This is a genomic window from Bradyrhizobium sp. CCBAU 53338, assembly GCF_015291665.1.
Classification (GTDB): Bacteria; Pseudomonadota; Alphaproteobacteria; order Rhizobiales; family Xanthobacteraceae; genus Bradyrhizobium.
Genome location: NZ_CP030048.1, coordinates 5,453,785 through 5,471,019, shown reverse-complemented (window position 1 = coordinate 5,471,019; position 17,235 = coordinate 5,453,785). Strand labels below are relative to the sequence as shown.

Genomic DNA, 17,235 nt, shown 5'->3' with positions numbered 1-17,235 from the left:
CGGGCGCCGCTCTTGGAAGGGGATCACCATGCAAATCGTCGTTCTGCCGGGGGACGGCATCGGACCGGAGATCACGGCCGCGACATCAGGCGTGCTGCGCGCGGCCTCCGAGCGCTTCCAGCTCGATCTGCGGCTGGAAGAGCACGCGGTCGGGCATGCGAGCCTGAAGCTGTCGGGCACTACCGTGCGCCCCGAATTGCTCGACATCGTCCGCGCCGCCGACGGCCTGATCCTGGGGCCGACCGCGACCTTCGACTTCAAGGACGAGGCGCATGGCGAGATCAATCCGTCCAGGCACTTTCGCAAGCACCTCGACCTCTACGCCAATGTCAGGCCTGCGCGCACCTATGCCGGCCGGCCCGGCCGCATCGGTGAGTTCGACCTCGTCGTCGTCCGCGAGAACACCGAAGGGTTTTACGCGGACCGCAACATGGAGCAGGGCAACGGCGAACTGCTGGTCACGCCTGACGTCGTGATCTCGCTGCGCCGGATCACGCGCCTGTGCTGCGAGCGCATCGCGCATGCCGCCTGCCGTCTGGCGATGAAGCGCCGAAAGCATCTCACCATCGTGCACAAGGCCAATGTGCTGAAGATCGGCGACGGCATGTTTCTCGACATCTGCCGCGAGGCGGCGAAGGCATATCCCGGCCTAGCGGTCGACGACATCCTGGTCGACGCGATGATGGCGCATGCGGTGCGGAGCCCCGATCGTTTCGACGTCATCGTCGCCACCAACATGTTCGGCGACATCCTGTCCGACCTCACCGCGGAACTGTCCGGCAGCCTCGGCCTCGGCGGCTCGCTCAATGTCGGCGACCGCTATGCGATGGCCCAGGCCGCGCACGGCTCGGCGCCCGACATCGCCGGACAGGGCGTCGCGAACCCGGTCTCGCTGATCCTCTCGACCGCGCTGCTGCTCGGCTGGCATGGCGAGAGGAGCGGCGCCGTCCGCTACGAGGAAGCCGCGCGGGCGATCGAGGCGGCCGTGGCGACGGCGCTTCGCGAGGGCAGGGCGACGCGCGACGTCGGCGGCAAGCTCGGCACGATGGCAGCCGGTGCCGCCATCGCTGAAATCTTGCAGACAGAATGAGCTCCGCCTGCGATTCGTCCGTCTCGCTCGAAACAGAAAGCCGAAAACAACCCCATGCACAGTAGAAGGCCCATTGATGGACAAGGGATTTTCCGGCGAGTTCCGCTGCGACCGCTGACGCGTCGATAAGTTGACACGTCGGGCAAAACACCGGCACGATGTCATCATGGCGGCGATGCGCAGAAGTGACCGCGGCGATCGAAACCAGCCTCGAATGCGAGATCCTCGCAGCGGGCGGCTTGCTGCCGTTGATCTTGCGGCGAGCGTTGTGACGCGCAACTGCCGATGGCGCAGCACGGGTTGAGCACTTGCGAAACCGATCAGGTTTCGCATTCGGTGCAGGTGACGGGTTTCGCTTGCGCTCCACCCGTCCTACGGGCTGTCTCGATTTAAAACTGATATCGTCGCAAGCCACCGTCGACGGGGATCACCGTGCCCGTGATGTAGCGCGCCAGCGGCGAGGCCAGGAACACCGCGAGCACCGCGAGGTCTTCCGGCTCGCCCCAATAGCCGACCGGAATCTCTTCCTCCGCAAACCGCTCGCGATAGTCAGGCGCATAGTTGCGGCGGATCTGCTCGCTCATGATGCGGCCGGGCGGGATGCAGTTGATGGTGATGCCGTGCTCGCCGATCTCGCGCGACAGGCCCTTGGCCCAGGCGTGCACCGCGGCCTTGGCGGCGAAGGCGGCGTTGAGGCCTTCCGGCTCGGACTTGCCGGTGATGTTGACGATGCGGCCCCATTTGCGCTCGATCATCTGCGGCAGCAGCGCATGCGCGATGCGGCGGTAGCTGGTGAAATTGAGGGCAATCGCCTCGTCCCATTTGCTGTCGGGCGCATTGACGGGCAGGGGGCGGCTGCCGCCCGCATTGTTGACGAGGATGTCGACATGGCCGAGCTCCTTCAGCGCGAAGGCAGCGATCTTCTCGGCCGCATCCCTGGCCATCACGTCCTGCTCGAACGGGATGATCAGGCCGCCGCCGACCTCCTTCACCAGCTCGGCGAGCAGGTCGGTGCGGCGCGCCACGCCGACGACGCGCACGCCTTCGGCCGCGAGGCCCTTGGCGATGGCGCGGCCGATGCCGATGCTCGCTCCGGTGACGATTGCGGTTTTCGATTTCAGCCCGAGGTCCATGGTCACACGCTCTCTTGATTGGTTCTTGCTTTTTGCTTTCGCTTCCGGCCCGTCCCGCGGGCATTGCGAATTGCCTGACCGGGACGAGCAGTGGTAACCAAGGGCGATCACGAAGGAAACACCAAAAAGAAAAGGCGCAGGCCATGGTCTGGGATCCGCAGCAATATCTGAAATTCTCCGGCCATCGGCTCCGGCCCGCGATCGACCTGTTGATGCGCATTCCGGACGTCGGTCCGCGGACGGTCGCCGACCTCGGCGCCGGCGCCGGCAACGTCACCAGGCTGATCAAGGAACGCTGGCCGTCCGCCGTGGTCACCGGCGTCGAGGGTTCGGCCGAGATGGTCGCTGCCGGGCGCAAGGCCGCGCCCGAAGTGGAATGGTCACATGAAGACCTCGGCCATTGGCATCCCGCGAAGCAATATGACGTCGTCTATTCCAATGCCGCACTGCACTGGCTGCCCAATCATGAGGCACTCTTTCCGTCCGTGATGGAGAAGGTGGCGCCCGGCGGCATCCTTGCTGTGCAGATGCCGCGCAACTTCCTGGCGCCATCTCATGTGCTGATCGGCGAGACCGCCCTCAACGGGCCGTGGCGGTCCAAGGTCGAGCACCTCGTCACGCCGCCGCCGGTCGAGGGACCGGCCTTCTATCATGACGTGCTCGCGCCGCTCTCGCAGAACATCGACATCTGGGAGACCGAGTATCTCCAGGTCCTCGAAGGCGAAAATCCCGTGAAGGAATGGACCAAGGGCACCTGGCTGACGCGCTATCTCGACGTCCTGCAGGGCGACGAGAAGGCTGCGTTCGAAGCCGCCTATGGGACGCGCGTCGCGAAGGCCTACCCGAAGAACGAAGCGGGGCAGACGCTGTTCCCGTTCCGGCGGCTGTTCATGGTCGCCCAGCGCAAGGGGTAATTGCTCTTCGCGATGCGGCATAAGCGCTCGCTCCGGGGGACGGGGCGGGCGCCGGGTTGCGCATGCGACCTCGCGCGGGATAACGTCCCTGCGACATTGCTTCGCTGCGGCAAATTGGGCTTAGGTCTAGTTGTTCGTGGCGCGGATTGCTGCCACTACTGAAACCGCAAAACAAAAAAGAATCTGGTTTCCAAGGTTGTTGGGGAGGTACTTCATGCGCAAACTGCTCTTTGCGGCCGCCGTGGCCGCGCTCGCTTTGGCTCCTGTGGTCGCCGAGGCTCAGAGCCCTATCATCATCAAGTTCAGTCACGTCGTCGCCAACGATACCCCCAAGGGTAAGGGCGCGCTGAAGTTCAAGGAGCTTGCCGAGAAATACACCGACGGCAAGGTCAAGGTCGAAGTCTATCCGAACTCCTCGCTCTACAAGGACAAGGAAGAAATCGAGGCGCTCCAGCTCGGCTCCGTGCAGATGCTCGCGCCCTCGACCGCGAAATTCGCGCCGCTCGGCATCAAGGAATTCGAGGCGCTCGATCTGCCCTGGCTGTTCAAGGACGACGCGACCTGTTCCGCCGCGATGAAGGGCAAGCTCGGCAAATGGCTGTTCCAGAAGCTGGAAACCAAGGGCATCACCGGCCTCGCTTATTGGGACAACGGCTTCCACATGGTGTCGTCGAATCGCCCGCTGATGAAGCCGGAGAATTTCAAGGGCCTGAAATTCCGCATCTCCGGATCCAAGATCGCCGACCAGTACTTCCGCCTGATGGGCTCGATCCCGCAGATCATGGCGTTCTCGGAAGTCTACCAGGCGCTGCAGACCGGCGTGGTCGACGGCTGCGAGAACACGGCGTCCAACTATCTGACGCAGAAGTTCTACGAGGTGCAGAAGGACATCACCGTGTCCTATCACGCGCATCTGCAATACGCAGTCATCGTCAACTCGAAGTTCTGGTCCGGCCTGCCGCCTGACATTCGGGCCCAGCTCGAGAAGGCGATGGCGGAAGCGACCGAATACACCAACCAGATCGCGCACCAGGAAAACGAAGACGCGCTGGCCGAGATCAAGAAGTCGGGCAAGACCACGCTGCATTATCTGAGCGACGCCGACCGCAAGGCATGGCAGGAAGCGATGCGGCCGACTTATGCCTGGGCCAAGGGCCGGGTTGGGCAGGAAGTGCTCGATCTCGTCGCCAAGGAACTCGACGTCAAGATGAACTGACGCCTATTCCGGAGAATGATACCAACGGTCGGGAGTGTGTGCACTCCCGACCGTTTCGCATATCCATAGGGGGGACTCTGATTTGCTTCGCGCGCTCAACCAGTTGCTCAATCATCTCGAAGAGTGGTTGATCGCGACGCTCATTGCGGCTGCAACCGGACTGATCTTCGTCGCCGTCGTGCACCGCTACGGTGCGGGCGAATCGATCAATCTGGCGCGATGGGCGACCGCGCACGGGATGACCTGGCTGGCGTCGCTGTCGATGGCGGTGTTCACCTTCCTGTCCGAGCTCGATCTGTCCTGGGCGCAGGAACTCTGCATCTACATGTTCATCTGGATGGCGAAGTTCGGCGCGGCCTATGGCGTGCGCACCGGCATCCATGTCGGCGTCGACCTGCTCGTCAACCGCCTGCCCGAGCACTCGCGCAAGCACGTGATTCTGTTCTCGCTGCTGTGCGGCGCGCTGTTCACCGGCATGATCGCCACCTTCGGCGCCTCTTTCGTCGCCGAGATGTTCAAGACCGGCCAGCAATCCAACGATCTGGAAGCGCCGATGTGGTTCGTCTATCTGGCGATCCCGCTCGGCTCGGGCCTGATGTGCTTCCGCTTCCTCCAGGTCTCCTGGTTCTACTACTGGACCGGCGAGCTGCCGCATCATGACGAGACCCATGTCGAGGGCGTCGAGGCCGATGGCTCGCCGGCGCTGCATCCGCAGCCCGCGGGCGCCGCGACGAAAGCGGCCGGACGAAAGGTTTCGCCGCTCGGCGTGATCCTGATCCTGGCGCCGATCCTGATCTTCATGCTCTGCCTCGCCGAGAAGACCGGTTTCATCGTGCTGCCGCACTGGATGCGCGCGGCGACCGTGTTCGCGCTGCTGATCGCGCTGATGCTGACCGGCATTCCGGTGTCGATCGCGCTCGGTCTCACCGTGATGACGTTCCTGTTCACGCTCACGGCGGTGCCGATCGAGGCCGTCTCGATGAAGCTCTTCACGGGCATCGAGGGCTTCGAGATCATGGCGATCCCGTTCTTCATCCTCGCCGGCAATTTCCTGACCCATGGCGGCGTCGCGCGGCGCATGATCAATTTCGCGACCTCGCTGATCGGGCACTGGCACGGCGGCCTTGGCCTTGCCGGCATCGTCGCCTGCGCGATGTTCGCGCTGGTGTGCGGCTCGAGCGTCGCGACCGTCGCCGCGATCGGCGCCATCGTGCTGCCGGAGATGGTCCGCCACGGCTATCCCATGCGCTTCGGCGCCGGCATCATCACGGTGGCCGGCTCGCTCGGCATCCTGATGCTGCCGTCGATCCCGAAGATCGTCTACGCGGTCTCCACCAACACCTCGATCGGGGCACTGTTCGTCGCCGGCCTGCTGCCCGGCATCATGCTGACGACGATGCTTTGCATCGTCACCTGGTGGCTCGCGCGCAAGCGCGACTATCCGCGGCTGCCGAAGGCGAGCTGGGGCGAGACCGTTCACGCCTTCCGCGAGAGCGTCTGGGGCCTGATGCTGGTCGTCATCATCATCGGCGGTATCTACAGCGGCCTGTTCACCGCCACCGAGGCCGCCGCGATGGCCGCGGTCTACTCCTTCATCATCGCGGTGTTCGTCTACAAGGCGATCAAGATGTCGGACGTGCCGCGCGTGCTGCTGCGCGCCGCCAATACCAGCGCGATGCTGCTCTACATCGTCACCAATGCGGTGCTGTTCTCCTTCGTGCTCTCCAACGAGAACCTGCCGGCGACGCTGGCCGACTGGATCACGGCGCAGAACCTCGGCTGGGTGGGCTTCCTCCTCGTCGTCAACGTGCTGCTGCTGCTCGCCGGCAACTTCATGGAGCCGAACTCGATCATCCTGATCATGGCGCCGATCCTGGCGCCGGCGGCCAAGAAGCTCGGCATCGACCTCGTCCATTTCGGCATCGTCATGGACGTCAACATGGAGGTCGGCCTCTGCCATCCGCCTGTCGGCCTGAACCTCTACGTCGCCTCCATGATAGCGCGAATGCGCATCACCGATCTGGCGGGAGCAGTCATGCCGTGGCTGCTCACCATGCTCGGCTTCCTCGTCATCGTGACCTATTGGCCCGACCTGACGCTGTGGCTGCCGCGGGTGCTGGGGATGCACTGACCCACGGGTGGGCGGGGGACATGGCTAACGCGCGGTAAATCCGCGCGTTCAAATGCGCCCGGCCTGCAGCGCATGCATTTTACGGATATGCGGTAGGACCATGCCAGCGGGATGGATGCGGGCATGTTGTTCGACAGAATGGAATCCGGACGGGCGTCGATTTCCGACGCCGTCCATCTGGAAGTCATCACGGGCTTCCACGGCACGACGATGCCGACCATTCTCGCGGCGGCCTGCCAGGCGATGGTCGGCGCCATCACGACCTACGAGACGGGCGACCTTGTGACCGCGGCCCTGACCGTTGCCGGCGTCGCCGTGGCCATCGTCCGCCTGTTCGAGATTTTCGCATTCCGCCGCCGCCTTGCGCGGTCGCCTCGGCTCGGTCGGATGGAGGCCGCGCGCTGGGAACGGCTCTATGTGACCGGCACCGTCGTGACGGCGCTGATCCTCGGCCTGTTCGCCGCACGCAGCATCGTGCTGGGTGATGCGCTCTGTTGCGTGATGGCGATCGGAATCGGCTTCGGCTTCGGCGCCGGTGTGGTGGCGCGGCTGGCGCTGCGCCCCGTGGCGGCGCTGCTCGATCTCGTCGCCATCGCCGCGCCCGCCGCGATCGTGACCTTCCTGCAGCCCGATCTGCGCCATGTCGGCCTCGGGCTCCTCATCCTGATGTACGTGGTCGCGAGCTTCGAGATGGTGCGGCTCAGCTTCAACGCCTCGATCAACCAGATCACGCTCAAGCGACAGTTCGAGCAGCTGTCGCGCGTCGATCCGATGACGGGCGTGGCCAATCGCTCGGTGCTGGCGACGGATCTGCCCGCCATGCTCGCGGCCGGGACGATCGCCGTCCATACGCTCGATCTCGACCGCTTCAAGGAAGCCAACGACCGCTTCGGCCATCCCGTCGGCGATGCGCTGCTCAAGCAGGTCGCCGGGCGGCTGAGGGCGATCGCCGCACCGGAGGACCTCTTGGTGCGGATGGGCGGTGACGAATTCGTGCTGGTTCAGCGCACGGCTGATGACGCGGAAGCGATGGCGATGCGCATCGTGCAGGCGATCGGTGCGCCCTATGACATCGATGGACAGACAGTCGAGCTCGGCGTGAGCGTCGGCATTGCCGTTGCGCCGGACGATGGCCGGACCGCGGAGGCGCTGTTGTCGCGCTCCGACAAGGCGCTCTACCGCGCCAAGGAACGTCGGGGCGGCTACGTGCTGGCGCGGGAGCTGCGTACCACGGCTGCGTCGGGCCAGACTGTTTCCGAAGGGCTGGCCGCGTAAGGAGCGGTTGGAACCGCAATCGAGATGCGGTTAGATGCCTCCCCAGACAAGATGCGCCGGGAGGAGCCTCATGACCAGCATCGAAGCAGCCGACACGCCAAAGGACGCAACGCCTTCGGTCATTGCGCAGCATCAGGCGATGCTGAACGCGCTGCCGTTTTCCGACACGCGGGATTTCGACGACGCTGCGCGCGGATTCCTCGGCACGATCGAGCACGCGAAGATTGCCAATCCGCAAGGGCGGACGGTCTGGAGCCTCGAGCCCTATGGCTTTCTGTCCACCGAGCAGGCGCCGCCGACGGTCAATCCCAGCCTGTGGCGGCAGTCGCGGCTCAACATGCAGCATGGCCTGTTCGAGGTCGTGCCGGGCGTTTACCAGGTGCGCGGGCTCGACATCGCCAACATGACGCTGATCGAGGGCGACAGCGGCGTCATCGTGGTGGACACGCTGACCTCGATCGAAGGCGCGCGCGCCGCTCTCGATCTCTATTTCAGGCATCGCGGCTTGAAGCCGGTCGCGGCCGTCATCTTCACCCACACCCACACCGATCACTGGGGCGGGGCGCGCGGCGTGCTGGAGGAGGATGCGCTGGCGGCGGGTCGTGTACCGATCATCGCGCCGAACCTGTTCATGGAGCATGCCGTCTCCGAGAACATCATCGCCGGACCTGCGATGCTGCGCCGGGCGCAGTACCAGTTCGGACCGTTCCTCGCCAAGGGCGTGCGGGGACAGGTCGATTGCGGCCTCGGCAAGACCATGGCCGCGGGCGCGGTCGCATTACTGCGGCCGACCGACCTGATCATGGCGACAGGCGACACGCGCGTCATCGACGGCGTCGAATTCGAATTCCAGATGGCGCCGAACAGCGAGGCGCCGGCGGAGATGCATTTCTTCCTGCCGCGCTACAAGCTCCTGAACCTCGCGGAGAACTGCACGCACAATTTCCACAATCTGCTGCCGTTCCGCGGCGCCGACGTGCGCGATGCGCTGGCCTGGTCGAAGTACCTCAACGAGGCGCTGCATCTGTGGGGCGGCAAGGCCGAGGCGATGTGCGGCCAGCATCACTGGCCGGTGTGGGGCCGCGAGCGCATCGACACCATGATCCGCGAGCAGCGCGACCTCTACAAATACGCGCACGACCAGACCATCCGCCTGATGAACCATGGGCTGAACGCGGCCGAGATCGCCGAGGCGATCCAGCTGCCCAAGAGCCTGGAGGGCGCCTGGCACGGCCGCGGCTATTACGGCCACATCCGCCATAACGTGAAGGCGATCTACCAGAAATATCTCGGTTGGTACGACGCCAATCCGGTCAATCTCGATCCGCTGCCGCCGGTGCAGTCGGGCAGGAAATATGTCGAGTACATGGGCGGCGCCGATGCCATCATCGCCCGCGCACGCGCGGATTTTGGCAAGGGCGAATTCCGCTTCGTGGCGCAGGCGCTCGGCCATCTCGTCTTCGCCGAGCCGGACAATGCGGCTGCGCGCGCGCTGCTCGCCGATACTCTGGAGCAGCTCGGCTATGCGGCCGAGAGCTCGACCTGGCGCAACGCCTATCTGTTCGGCGCCCAGGAGCTGCGCCAGGGCATGCCGAAGACGCCGCCGCGTGCACCGATGCCGCGCGAGACACTGGCGGCGCTGCGCACGGAGCAGCTCTGGGATGTGCTCGGCATCCGTCTCAACGGGCCCAAAGCCGAGGGCAAGCACATCGTGCTGAACTGGAGTTTTTCGGACACCGGCGAGACCTTCGTGCTCAATCTCGAGAACTGCGCCCTGACTTATTCCGAAGGCGTGCAGGCGGAGCAGGCCGATGCCAGCTTCACGCTGGCACGCGCAACGCTGGATGAGGTGATTGCGAAGCTCATGAGCTTTCCGGAGGCGGTCGCCGCCGGCAAGGTCAAGCTGTCAGGCAATCCGATGAAGCTCGCCGAGCTGATGGGGCTGATGGACGAATTCCCGCGAATGTTCGAGATCGTCGAGCCGAAGCGGGCCGTCGTGGGGTAGGGCACTCTTCTTCCTTCTCCCCTTGCGGGAGAAGGTGGCGCGAAGCGCCAGACGAGGGGTCTCTCTCCGCGGAAAACTCCACTACGGAAGCACCCCTCACCCAAGTGAGCGAGCCGCTTGAGTCTTGGGCCCTCTCCCACACGGGGAGAGGGCGCTTCGACTGTCAGCGGCGCAGAAGCCTTACTCCGCGCTGCTCACCAGCTTGATCCGTGGCGCGGTGGCTTCGGTCAGGCTGCGATAGGTAGCGAGATAGTCCAGTGCCATGCGCCGCGCCGTGAAGCGCTTCTCGAACTGCCTGCGGATGGCGGTGCGGTCGAGCTGGGCGAGGCGACCCACGACGCCGGCGGCGCTGATGATGTCCTCGACGACGAAGCCGGTGAGACCCTCGTCGATGATCTCGGGAACCGAGCCTCGGTTGAAGGCGACCACCGGCGTGCCGCAGGCCATCGCCTCGATCATCACCAGGCCGAACGGCTCCGGCCAGTCGATCGGGAGCAGCAGGCCGAGCGCACCACTCAGGAAGTCCGACTTCTCGTGATCGCTGATCTCGCCGATGAAATCGACCAGCGGGTTGCCTGCGATCATCGGCTTGATGAGCTCGTCATAGTAATCCTGGTCGGCGCGATCGACCTTGGCGGCGATCTTCAGCGGGATGCCACAATGCATCGCGATCTTGATGGCCCGATCCACGCCTTTCTCCGGGGCGATGCGACCGAGCACGGCGAGATATTCCTGTTTCGCCGGCTTTGGCGTGAGCAGATTTGCCGGCAGGCCGTGATGGATCGTGGTGACCCAGTTGGCTTGCGGCACCGGACGCCGCTGCGCGTTCGAGATCGAAATGACCGGGATCTTGGAGAAGGTGTTGAAGACCGGCTGATGCTCGGGCAGATCGAGCCGGCCATGCAGTGTGGTCAGGAACGGCGTCGGCTGCCGGTAGAAGAGAGACCACGGGTAATAGTCGAGATGGAAGTGGAGGAAGTCGAACTCCTCGTCGTCACATTTTTGCCGCACGCGCTCGAGCAGCACCATGTGCAGGGCGTTGGGATCGCGTACGGAGCCGTCGAGGCGAAGTGCCCGCGGCCATAATGCGTCGAGTTTCGCCGACGTCTGCGAGTCGCCGCTTGCGAACAGGGTGACGTCGTGTCCAAGGGCCACCAGTTCTTCCGTCAACCAATGGACCACCCGCTCGGTGCCGCCATACAGCTTGGGTGGAACAGCCTCCGTCAACGGAGCTACCTGCGCGATGCGCATCTCACCTTCTCCTCTGCGATCATAAACGTTGAAACCCCCAGCGCGTCGGCACCGGCTATGCCAGCGAAGGGAACGTTCCCGCAGTTGCGAAGTTCCTCTCAACAAACGTTACTTATTCGACACATCGCGCGCGTGTCTCGATGCTGCCATCAGCTCTTCTCAGATCGTCCGCATCCGCATGTCGTGATGACGTTGCCCGGGAACCGAGGCGAACTGGTCGATGTTCAGTCGATCATAAGAACAATTGAAATCATCACGACGGGGTCGAGTGTCACATGGATCATCTTTCTCGGTATGCGCGCAGGCCATTTGCCTTTGTCCTGCGTTATCTGCGGCGCAGGTGGGCGTCGCATCTGGTGATCTTGGGTTCTGTCGTTGCGGCGGTTGCCTGCTCGGTAGGCACCCAGTACGGCGTTAAATTCCTTGTCGATAGTCTGTCGGCGGGAACCTCGCACGGTGGCAGCGTATGGCTGGCATTCATTCTACTCATGTCGCTGATCGCTGCCGACAATTTTCTGTGGCGGATCGCGAGCTGGACGGCGAGCTTCACGTTCGTTCGTGTCACGGGCGATTTACGCCGTGACATATTTCGTCATCTGACCGGTCACGCGCCGAGCTATTTTTCGGACCGGATGCCGGGCATGCTGACCAGCCGCATCACGGCGACATCCAACGCGGTGTTCACCGTCGAGAACATGTTCGTCTGGAACGTGTTGCCGCCGTGCATCGCCACAGTTGCGGCGATCATGCTGATCGGAACCGTGAGCCCCTATATGGCGGCGGGCCTGATCGTGATCGCCGGCGGCATGGTGATCGCGATGTTCCACCTGGCCGCGGCCGGCAAGCCGCTGCATGACGATTTCGCCGACAAGGCCGCCGTCGTCGACGGCGAGATGATCGACGTCATCAGCAATATGCCGCTGGTGCGCGCGTTCTGCGGCATAGGTCATGAGCACGAACGTTTCGACACGACGGTGAACCGGGAGTTGACCGCGCGAGGGCGCAGCCTGCGCTATCTCGAAAAGCTGCGGCTTATTCACGCCGGCGTGACTGTTGTTTTGACCGTCGCGCTAATGGCCTGGGCCATTACGCTATGGCAGCAGGGCGAGGCGACCACCGGCGACGTCGTGCTGGTCTGCACGCTCGGCCTATCCATTCTCAATGCAACGCGCGATCTTGCAGTGGCGCTGGTGGACGTGACCCAGCATGTCGCGCGCCTGACCGAGGCGATTGCGACGCTGCTGGTGCCGCATGAGCTGCGCGATCACCCCGAGGCCGAGCCGCTGGTCAAGAGCGGCGCCGCGATCGCGTTTAACAACGTCACCTTCGGCTATCCCGGGGCCGCGAAGATCTTCGAGCGGTTCAGCCTACGCTTGCAACCCGGCCAACGCGTCGGCCTGGTCGGCCAGTCCGGCGGCGGCAAGTCGACCCTGTTCACGCTGCTCCAGCGCTTCTACGATGTTGACGAGGGCAGCGTCACCGTCGATGGCCAGGACATCTCGATGGTGACGCAGCAGAGCCTGCGCGAGGCGATCTCCGTCGTGCCGCAGGATATTTCCTTGTTCCATCGCTCGATTCGCGAGAACATCCGGTACGGCCGCCCGAACGCGACCGACGACGAGGTGCTGCGCGCGGCGATCGCGGCGCGCTGCGACTTCATCGACAGCCTGCCGGAGGGGCTCGACACCATGGTCGGCGACCGCGGTGTGAAGATGTCCGGCGGCCAGCGCCAGCGCATCGCGATCGCGCGCGCCTTCGTGAAGGACGCGCCGATCCTGCTGCTCGACGAGGCCACGGCCGCGCTCGACAGCGAATCGGAGGAGGCGATCCGCGAGGCGCTGACACGGCTGATGCGTGGCCGCACCGTGATCGCGATTGCGCATCGCCTCGCGACGCTTCGCAATTTCGACCGCGTGGTCGTGCTCAGGAACGGCAAGATCATCGAGGACGGTGCGCCCGACCGCCTGATGCAGGGCCACGGTCCGTACCGTGAGCTGGTGACGCAGGAAATGAGCCGGCTCGCGAAGTTCGCCGCGTAATCCCAACAGTTGCGTTTGCGTTGGTCGCGTTCGAAACACTGGCAGCAGGGGAGCAGGCTCATGGCAGCCGAAGCCGCAACCAAGGTCATCTCGGTGTCGCAGACGATGGAGACCGTCGCGGAGCAGGCGTTCTACATTCCGATGACGGGGCCCGCCGCGCGGCCCCGTCGTTCGCTCAAGCACGACGATACGTTCATCGTTCTGGACAGCCATGGCGACATCGGCGCCTCCGCCGGCGGGCCGGATGGCCTGTTCAACCATGATACGCGCTATCTCGCGCGGCTGGAGCTCGTGCTCGACGATCTCCAGCCGCTGCTGCTTGGCTCCAACCTGCGCGACGACAATTCGGGATTGACGGTGGATCTCACCAATCCCGATATCTATCGCCAGGGCCGCATTGTGCTGCAGAAGGACCTTCTGCACATCGTGCGGACCATCTTCCTGTGGCGCGGCACGGCGTATCAGCGCATCGGGCTGCAGAACCACGGCGAGCAGCCGGCCGCCTTCGAGCTGACGCTGCTGTTCGACAACGACTTTGCCGATCTGTTCGAGGTGCGCGGCGAGCGGCGGCCGCGCCGCGGCACCGGCACCAGCAGGCTGCTGGGCCCGACCGACGTGCTGTTCGAATATCGCGGCCTCGACGATGCCGAGCGCACCACCGGCCTGCATTTCGATCCGCGTCCGACCCGGCTCTCGGTCAATGCTGCGACCTGGCAGCTCGAGCTGGGCCCGCATGAGGCCAAATCGCTGTTCGTCGCCGTGTCCTGCAACCGGCCGGTCGCGGAGAAGCCGGCGCGCTTCTTCAGGGGGCTGCTGGCGCATCGCCGCGAGATGCGGCAATCGACCATCGGCGCCGCCAGCATCGAGACCTCCAACAACATCTTCAACGAGGTGCTGTGCCAGGCCATGGCCGACCTCAACATGCTGATGACCGAGACGCCGCAAGGGCGCTACCCCTACGCCGGCATTCCCTGGTACTCGACGACCTTCGGCCGCGACGGGCTGATCACCGCGCTCCAGATGTTGTGGGTCGATCCGCGCGTCGCCAAGGGCGTGCTGCGGCGGCTGGCGTATTTCCAGGCCAAGACGGTCGATCCGCTCGCAGATGCTGCGCCGGGCAAGATCCTGCACGAGATGCGTGGCGGCGAGATGGCGACGCTGCGCGAAGTGCCGTTCTCGCAATATTACGGCAGCGTCGACTCGACCGCTCTGTTCGTCCTGCTCGCGGGGCGCTATTTCGAGCGCACCGGTGACGAGACCACGCTGACCGAGCTGTGGCCGGCGATCGAGGCCGGGCTCGCCTGGATGGACGGACCCGGGGATCCTGACAAGGACGGCTTTGTCGAATATCAGCGCGCCACCGAAAAAGGGCTCGCCAATCAGGGCTGGAAGGACTCCTACGACGCGATCTTCCATGCCGACGGCAAGCTTGCGGAAGGCAACATCGCACTGGCGGAGGTCCAGGGTTACGTCTTTGCCGCCAAGCAGCTCGCCGCGCGATGCGCTCGGACGCTCGGCAAGAGCGATCTCGCCGGGAAGCTCGAGGCCGAAGCCAAGTCGCTCGCCGAACGCTTCGAGCAGGCATTCTGGTGCGAGGAGCTCGGCACCTATGCGCTTGCTCTCGATGGCAGGAAGCGGCGCTGCGAGGTTCGCACCTCCAACGCCGGGCAGGTGCTGTTCAGCGGCATGATCCGCGAGGATCGTGCCCGGCTGGTCGCCGCCGATCTGATGCGCCCGCACTTCTTCTCCGGCTGGGGCATCCGCACGGTCGCGCAAGGCGAGGTACGCTACAATCCGATGTCGTATCACGATGGATCGATCTGGCCGCACGACAATGCGCTGATTGCGCTGGGACTTGCGCATTACGGGCTCAAGCACTCGGTGGCCCATGTGTTCAAGGGCCTGTTCGAAGCCGCGACCTACATGGATCTGCGCCGGTTGCCGGAACTGTTCTGCGGCTTCCGGCGCGAGAAGCGGCGCGGCCCGACGCTTTATCCCGTCGCCTGCGCCCCGCAAGCCTGGGCCAGCGCGACGCCGTTCACGCTATTGGAGGCGGCGCTCGGCATCGAGTTCGACGTTGGGCGCGGCGAGATCCGCCTGCGCAATCCGCATCTGCCGGCGTTCCTGAACGAAGTCATCCTGCGCGATCTGCGGCTCGGTGAATCCAGTGTCGACCTGCGCGTCAGCCGCCATGGCCACGACGTCGCGCTGGAGGTGCTGCGAACGCGCGGCCAGATCCAGGTCTCGATCCTGCTGGCGCACTAGCTCGGCGCGGAAAGGAGGATTCATGCGTACCGCCGGATGGTTGATCCTGAGCCTGGCCGTCGTCGCGGGATTGACGGTTGCCGCATCGCGCGCCGCGGAGGAATTGCCCGCCGCCGCGACCGAAGCGAATGCTCCGCCGACGGCAGCGCCGCCGGCCTCCGTGGTCCCGGTCACACCGAAGGATGCCGCGCCGCCGCCGTCGGTGACCATCATCGGCGCCAGCGACGCCCATGGCGTGCTCGGCCGCGACGTGCGCAGCGCGGCCGACGAGGACATGGGCCACATCGTCGACGTCATCGTCGATCTCACCGGCCATGTGCGCGCCGCCGTGATCGATTTCGGCGGCTTCCTCGGCGTCGGCAGCCGCAAGATCGTGGTGGACTGGAACGCGCTTCGGTTCGGAAAGATCACCAACAAGAAGGACAGCATCACGCTGGAACTGACCAAGGCGCAGGTCGCGGCTGCGCCGGAATACAAGGAAGACACGCCGATGGTCGTGCTGGGCGCGTCCGGCAGTCTTCAACCGCTGCAGGCCATCCAGTGAGCAGGGGGGAGGGGTGACCGCCTGTGCTCTCGTCGAGGAAGCCTGATCATGAGAGGCGCGAAGGACGCGTTGAACGGGACGAGGTCGCCGCACCCGTGCTTGCGGCCATTCCGGCGCCGTCGCAACGGAGCCTGCGCGGTCTCGACTGGTTCATCTTCTTCCTCGCCGACGTGCAGACCGGCTTCGGCCCCTTCATCGCGGTCTACCTGACGACGCAGAAATGGACGCAGGCCCAGATCGGCCTCGTGCTGTCGATCGGCGGCATTGTCGCGCTGATCGGCCAGATGCCGGGCGGCGCCATCATCGACGCCGCCAAATCCGAGCGGCTGGTCGCAGCGCTTGCCATCGCGACCATCGGCTGCTGCGCGCTCGCTTATGCCGCGATGCCGATCTTCCCGGTGGTGGTGGCCGCTGCCACGCTGCATGCGGCGGCGAGCTGCGTGCTGGGGCCGGCGATCGCGGCGATCAGCCTGGGCCTGGTCGGTCCGCTCGCGATCGGCGAGCGGCTCGGCCGCAACGCACGCTTTGCTTCGCTGGGCAACGGTGTCGCCGCCGCGGTGATGGGAACGGCCGGCTATCTTCTTTCGAGCCGCTCGGTGTTCCTGGTCACCTTCCTGCTCGCGATCCCGACCCTGATCGCGCTGTCGCGGATTCGCGAGGAGGAGGTCGACATCGCACGCTGCCACGGCGAGATGCCGCGCGAGGCGCCTGACCCCGGCGACACCAATATCTGGCATCTGATACGGCAGCGGCCGCTGATCGTCTTTGCGCTCAGCGTGCTGCTGTTGCAGCTCGCCAACGCCTCGATGATGCCGCTGATGGCAAGCGCGGTGACGGCACGGTCGAGCCAGTGGGCAACGGTGCTCGTTGCCTTCTGCATCGTCGTGCCGCAGGCGATTGTCGCGCTGCTATCACCCTCGGTCGGGCGCAAGGCGCAGGCGTGGGGCCGGCGCCCGCTGCTGCTGATCGGGTTTGGCGCGTTAACGATCCGCGGCCTGCTGTTCGCGACGGTGCGCGATCCCTATCTGCTGGTGCTGGTGCAGGTATTCGACGGTTTCACGGCCGCGGTGTTCGCGGTGATGATTCCGCTGATCGTGGCCGACGTCGCCTTCGGCAGCGGGCACTTCAATCTGGCGCAGGGCATCGTCGGCACGGCGACCGGCATCGGTGCCTCCTTGAGTACTGCGCTTGGCGGCTATGTCAGCGACAAGTTCGGCAATGCCACCGCCTTCTTCGGACTCGCGAGCATCGCAGCGACAGGGCTGCTGCTGATTCTCTTCGTGATGCCGGAAACGAGGCGCACGGGCTTGACAGCGCCAAAAGAAATGGCCGGCTGAACGAAGTCAGCCGGCCATAGTCGGGGAAGAAGAAG

At 64.8% G+C, this 17,235-nt stretch carries 12 protein-coding genes and 1 pseudogene; 11 read left to right on the top strand and 2 right to left on the bottom strand.

Annotated elements, in window-relative coordinates; genetic code table 11:
• Window positions 1-28: 28 nt before the first annotated feature.
• Complete coding sequence (locus XH90_RS25660) at window positions 29-1,090, top strand: isocitrate/isopropylmalate dehydrogenase family protein (RefSeq protein WP_194477095.1); 1,062 nt, start codon at window positions 29-31, stop codon at window positions 1,088-1,090.
• A gap of 389 nt (window positions 1,091-1,479) precedes the next feature.
• Here XH90_RS25660 and XH90_RS25655 read toward each other — a convergent pair whose 3' ends face one another.
• Entirely contained in the window at window positions 1,480-2,223 is a 744-nt protein-coding gene (locus XH90_RS25655; RefSeq protein ID WP_194482804.1) for an SDR family NAD(P)-dependent oxidoreductase, read from the bottom strand.
• A 143-nt stretch (window positions 2,224-2,366) separates the two neighbouring features.
• Between XH90_RS25655 and XH90_RS25650 the strand changes: the two genes are divergently transcribed.
• The 6 genes and pseudogenes from XH90_RS25650 to XH90_RS25630 all read left to right on the top strand — a co-directional run bounded on the left by XH90_RS25650 (window position 2,367) and on the right by XH90_RS25630 (window position 9,764).
• Window positions 2,367-3,137 carry a methyltransferase domain-containing protein gene (locus XH90_RS25650; RefSeq protein WP_194477094.1) on the top strand — a complete coding sequence of 257 codons (771 nt, stop codon included), beginning with the start codon at window positions 2,367-2,369 and terminating at the stop codon, window positions 3,135-3,137.
• 214 nt (window positions 3,138-3,351) lie between these two features.
• Window positions 3,352-4,353, top strand: coding sequence for a DctP family TRAP transporter solute-binding subunit (locus XH90_RS25645; protein WP_194477093.1), 1,002 nt, complete (start codon window positions 3,352-3,354; stop codon window positions 4,351-4,353).
• A gap of 238 nt (window positions 4,354-4,591) precedes the next feature.
• A pseudogene (locus XH90_RS39875) lies at window positions 4,592-4,957 on the top strand (TRAP transporter small permease); the annotation flags it as partial.
• Window positions 4,958-5,200: 243 nt separating this feature from the next.
• Window positions 5,201-6,484: a TRAP transporter large permease subunit gene (locus tag XH90_RS39870; RefSeq protein ID WP_309493990.1), complete on the top strand. Its 1,284-nt coding sequence runs from the start codon at window positions 5,201-5,203 to the stop codon at window positions 6,482-6,484.
• Between the two features lie 123 nt (window positions 6,485-6,607).
• Window positions 6,608-7,759, top strand: a complete 1,152-nt coding sequence (locus tag XH90_RS25635) for a GGDEF domain-containing protein (protein WP_194477091.1) — start codon at window positions 6,608-6,610, stop codon at window positions 7,757-7,759.
• Window positions 7,760-7,829: 70 nt separating this feature from the next.
• Entirely contained in the window at window positions 7,830-9,764 is a 1,935-nt protein-coding gene (locus XH90_RS25630; protein ID WP_194477090.1) for an alkyl/aryl-sulfatase, read from the top strand.
• 180 nt (window positions 9,765-9,944) lie between these two features.
• On the opposite strand, the gene XH90_RS25625 is transcribed toward XH90_RS25630, so the two are convergent.
• The gene (locus tag XH90_RS25625; protein WP_194477089.1) at window positions 9,945-11,015 is read right to left on the bottom strand and encodes a glycosyltransferase family 4 protein; all 1,071 of its coding nucleotides are present in this window, start codon (window positions 11,013-11,015) and stop codon (window positions 9,945-9,947) included.
• A gap of 275 nt (window positions 11,016-11,290) precedes the next feature.
• Here XH90_RS25625 and XH90_RS25620 point away from each other — a divergent pair, with 275 nt between their 5' ends.
• From XH90_RS25620 to XH90_RS25605, 4 genes are read left to right on the top strand one after another with little or no spacing between them, the layout of a single operon-like run.
• Entirely contained in the window at window positions 11,291-13,054 is a 1,764-nt protein-coding gene (locus XH90_RS25620) for an ABC transporter ATP-binding protein (RefSeq protein WP_194477088.1), read from the top strand.
• A gap of 60 nt (window positions 13,055-13,114) precedes the next feature.
• Entirely contained in the window at window positions 13,115-15,319 is a 2,205-nt protein-coding gene (locus tag XH90_RS25615) for an amylo-alpha-1,6-glucosidase (protein ID WP_194477087.1), read from the top strand.
• A 22-nt stretch (window positions 15,320-15,341) separates the two neighbouring features.
• Window positions 15,342-15,863, top strand: coding sequence for a PRC-barrel domain-containing protein (locus tag XH90_RS25610; protein WP_194477086.1), 522 nt, complete (start codon window positions 15,342-15,344; stop codon window positions 15,861-15,863).
• Window positions 15,864-15,886: 23 nt separating this feature from the next.
• Window positions 15,887-17,200 (top strand): MFS transporter, encoded by a 1,314-nt coding sequence (locus XH90_RS25605; protein ID WP_194477085.1) that lies wholly within the window; start codon window positions 15,887-15,889, stop codon window positions 17,198-17,200.
• Window positions 17,201-17,235 lie beyond the last annotated feature (35 nt).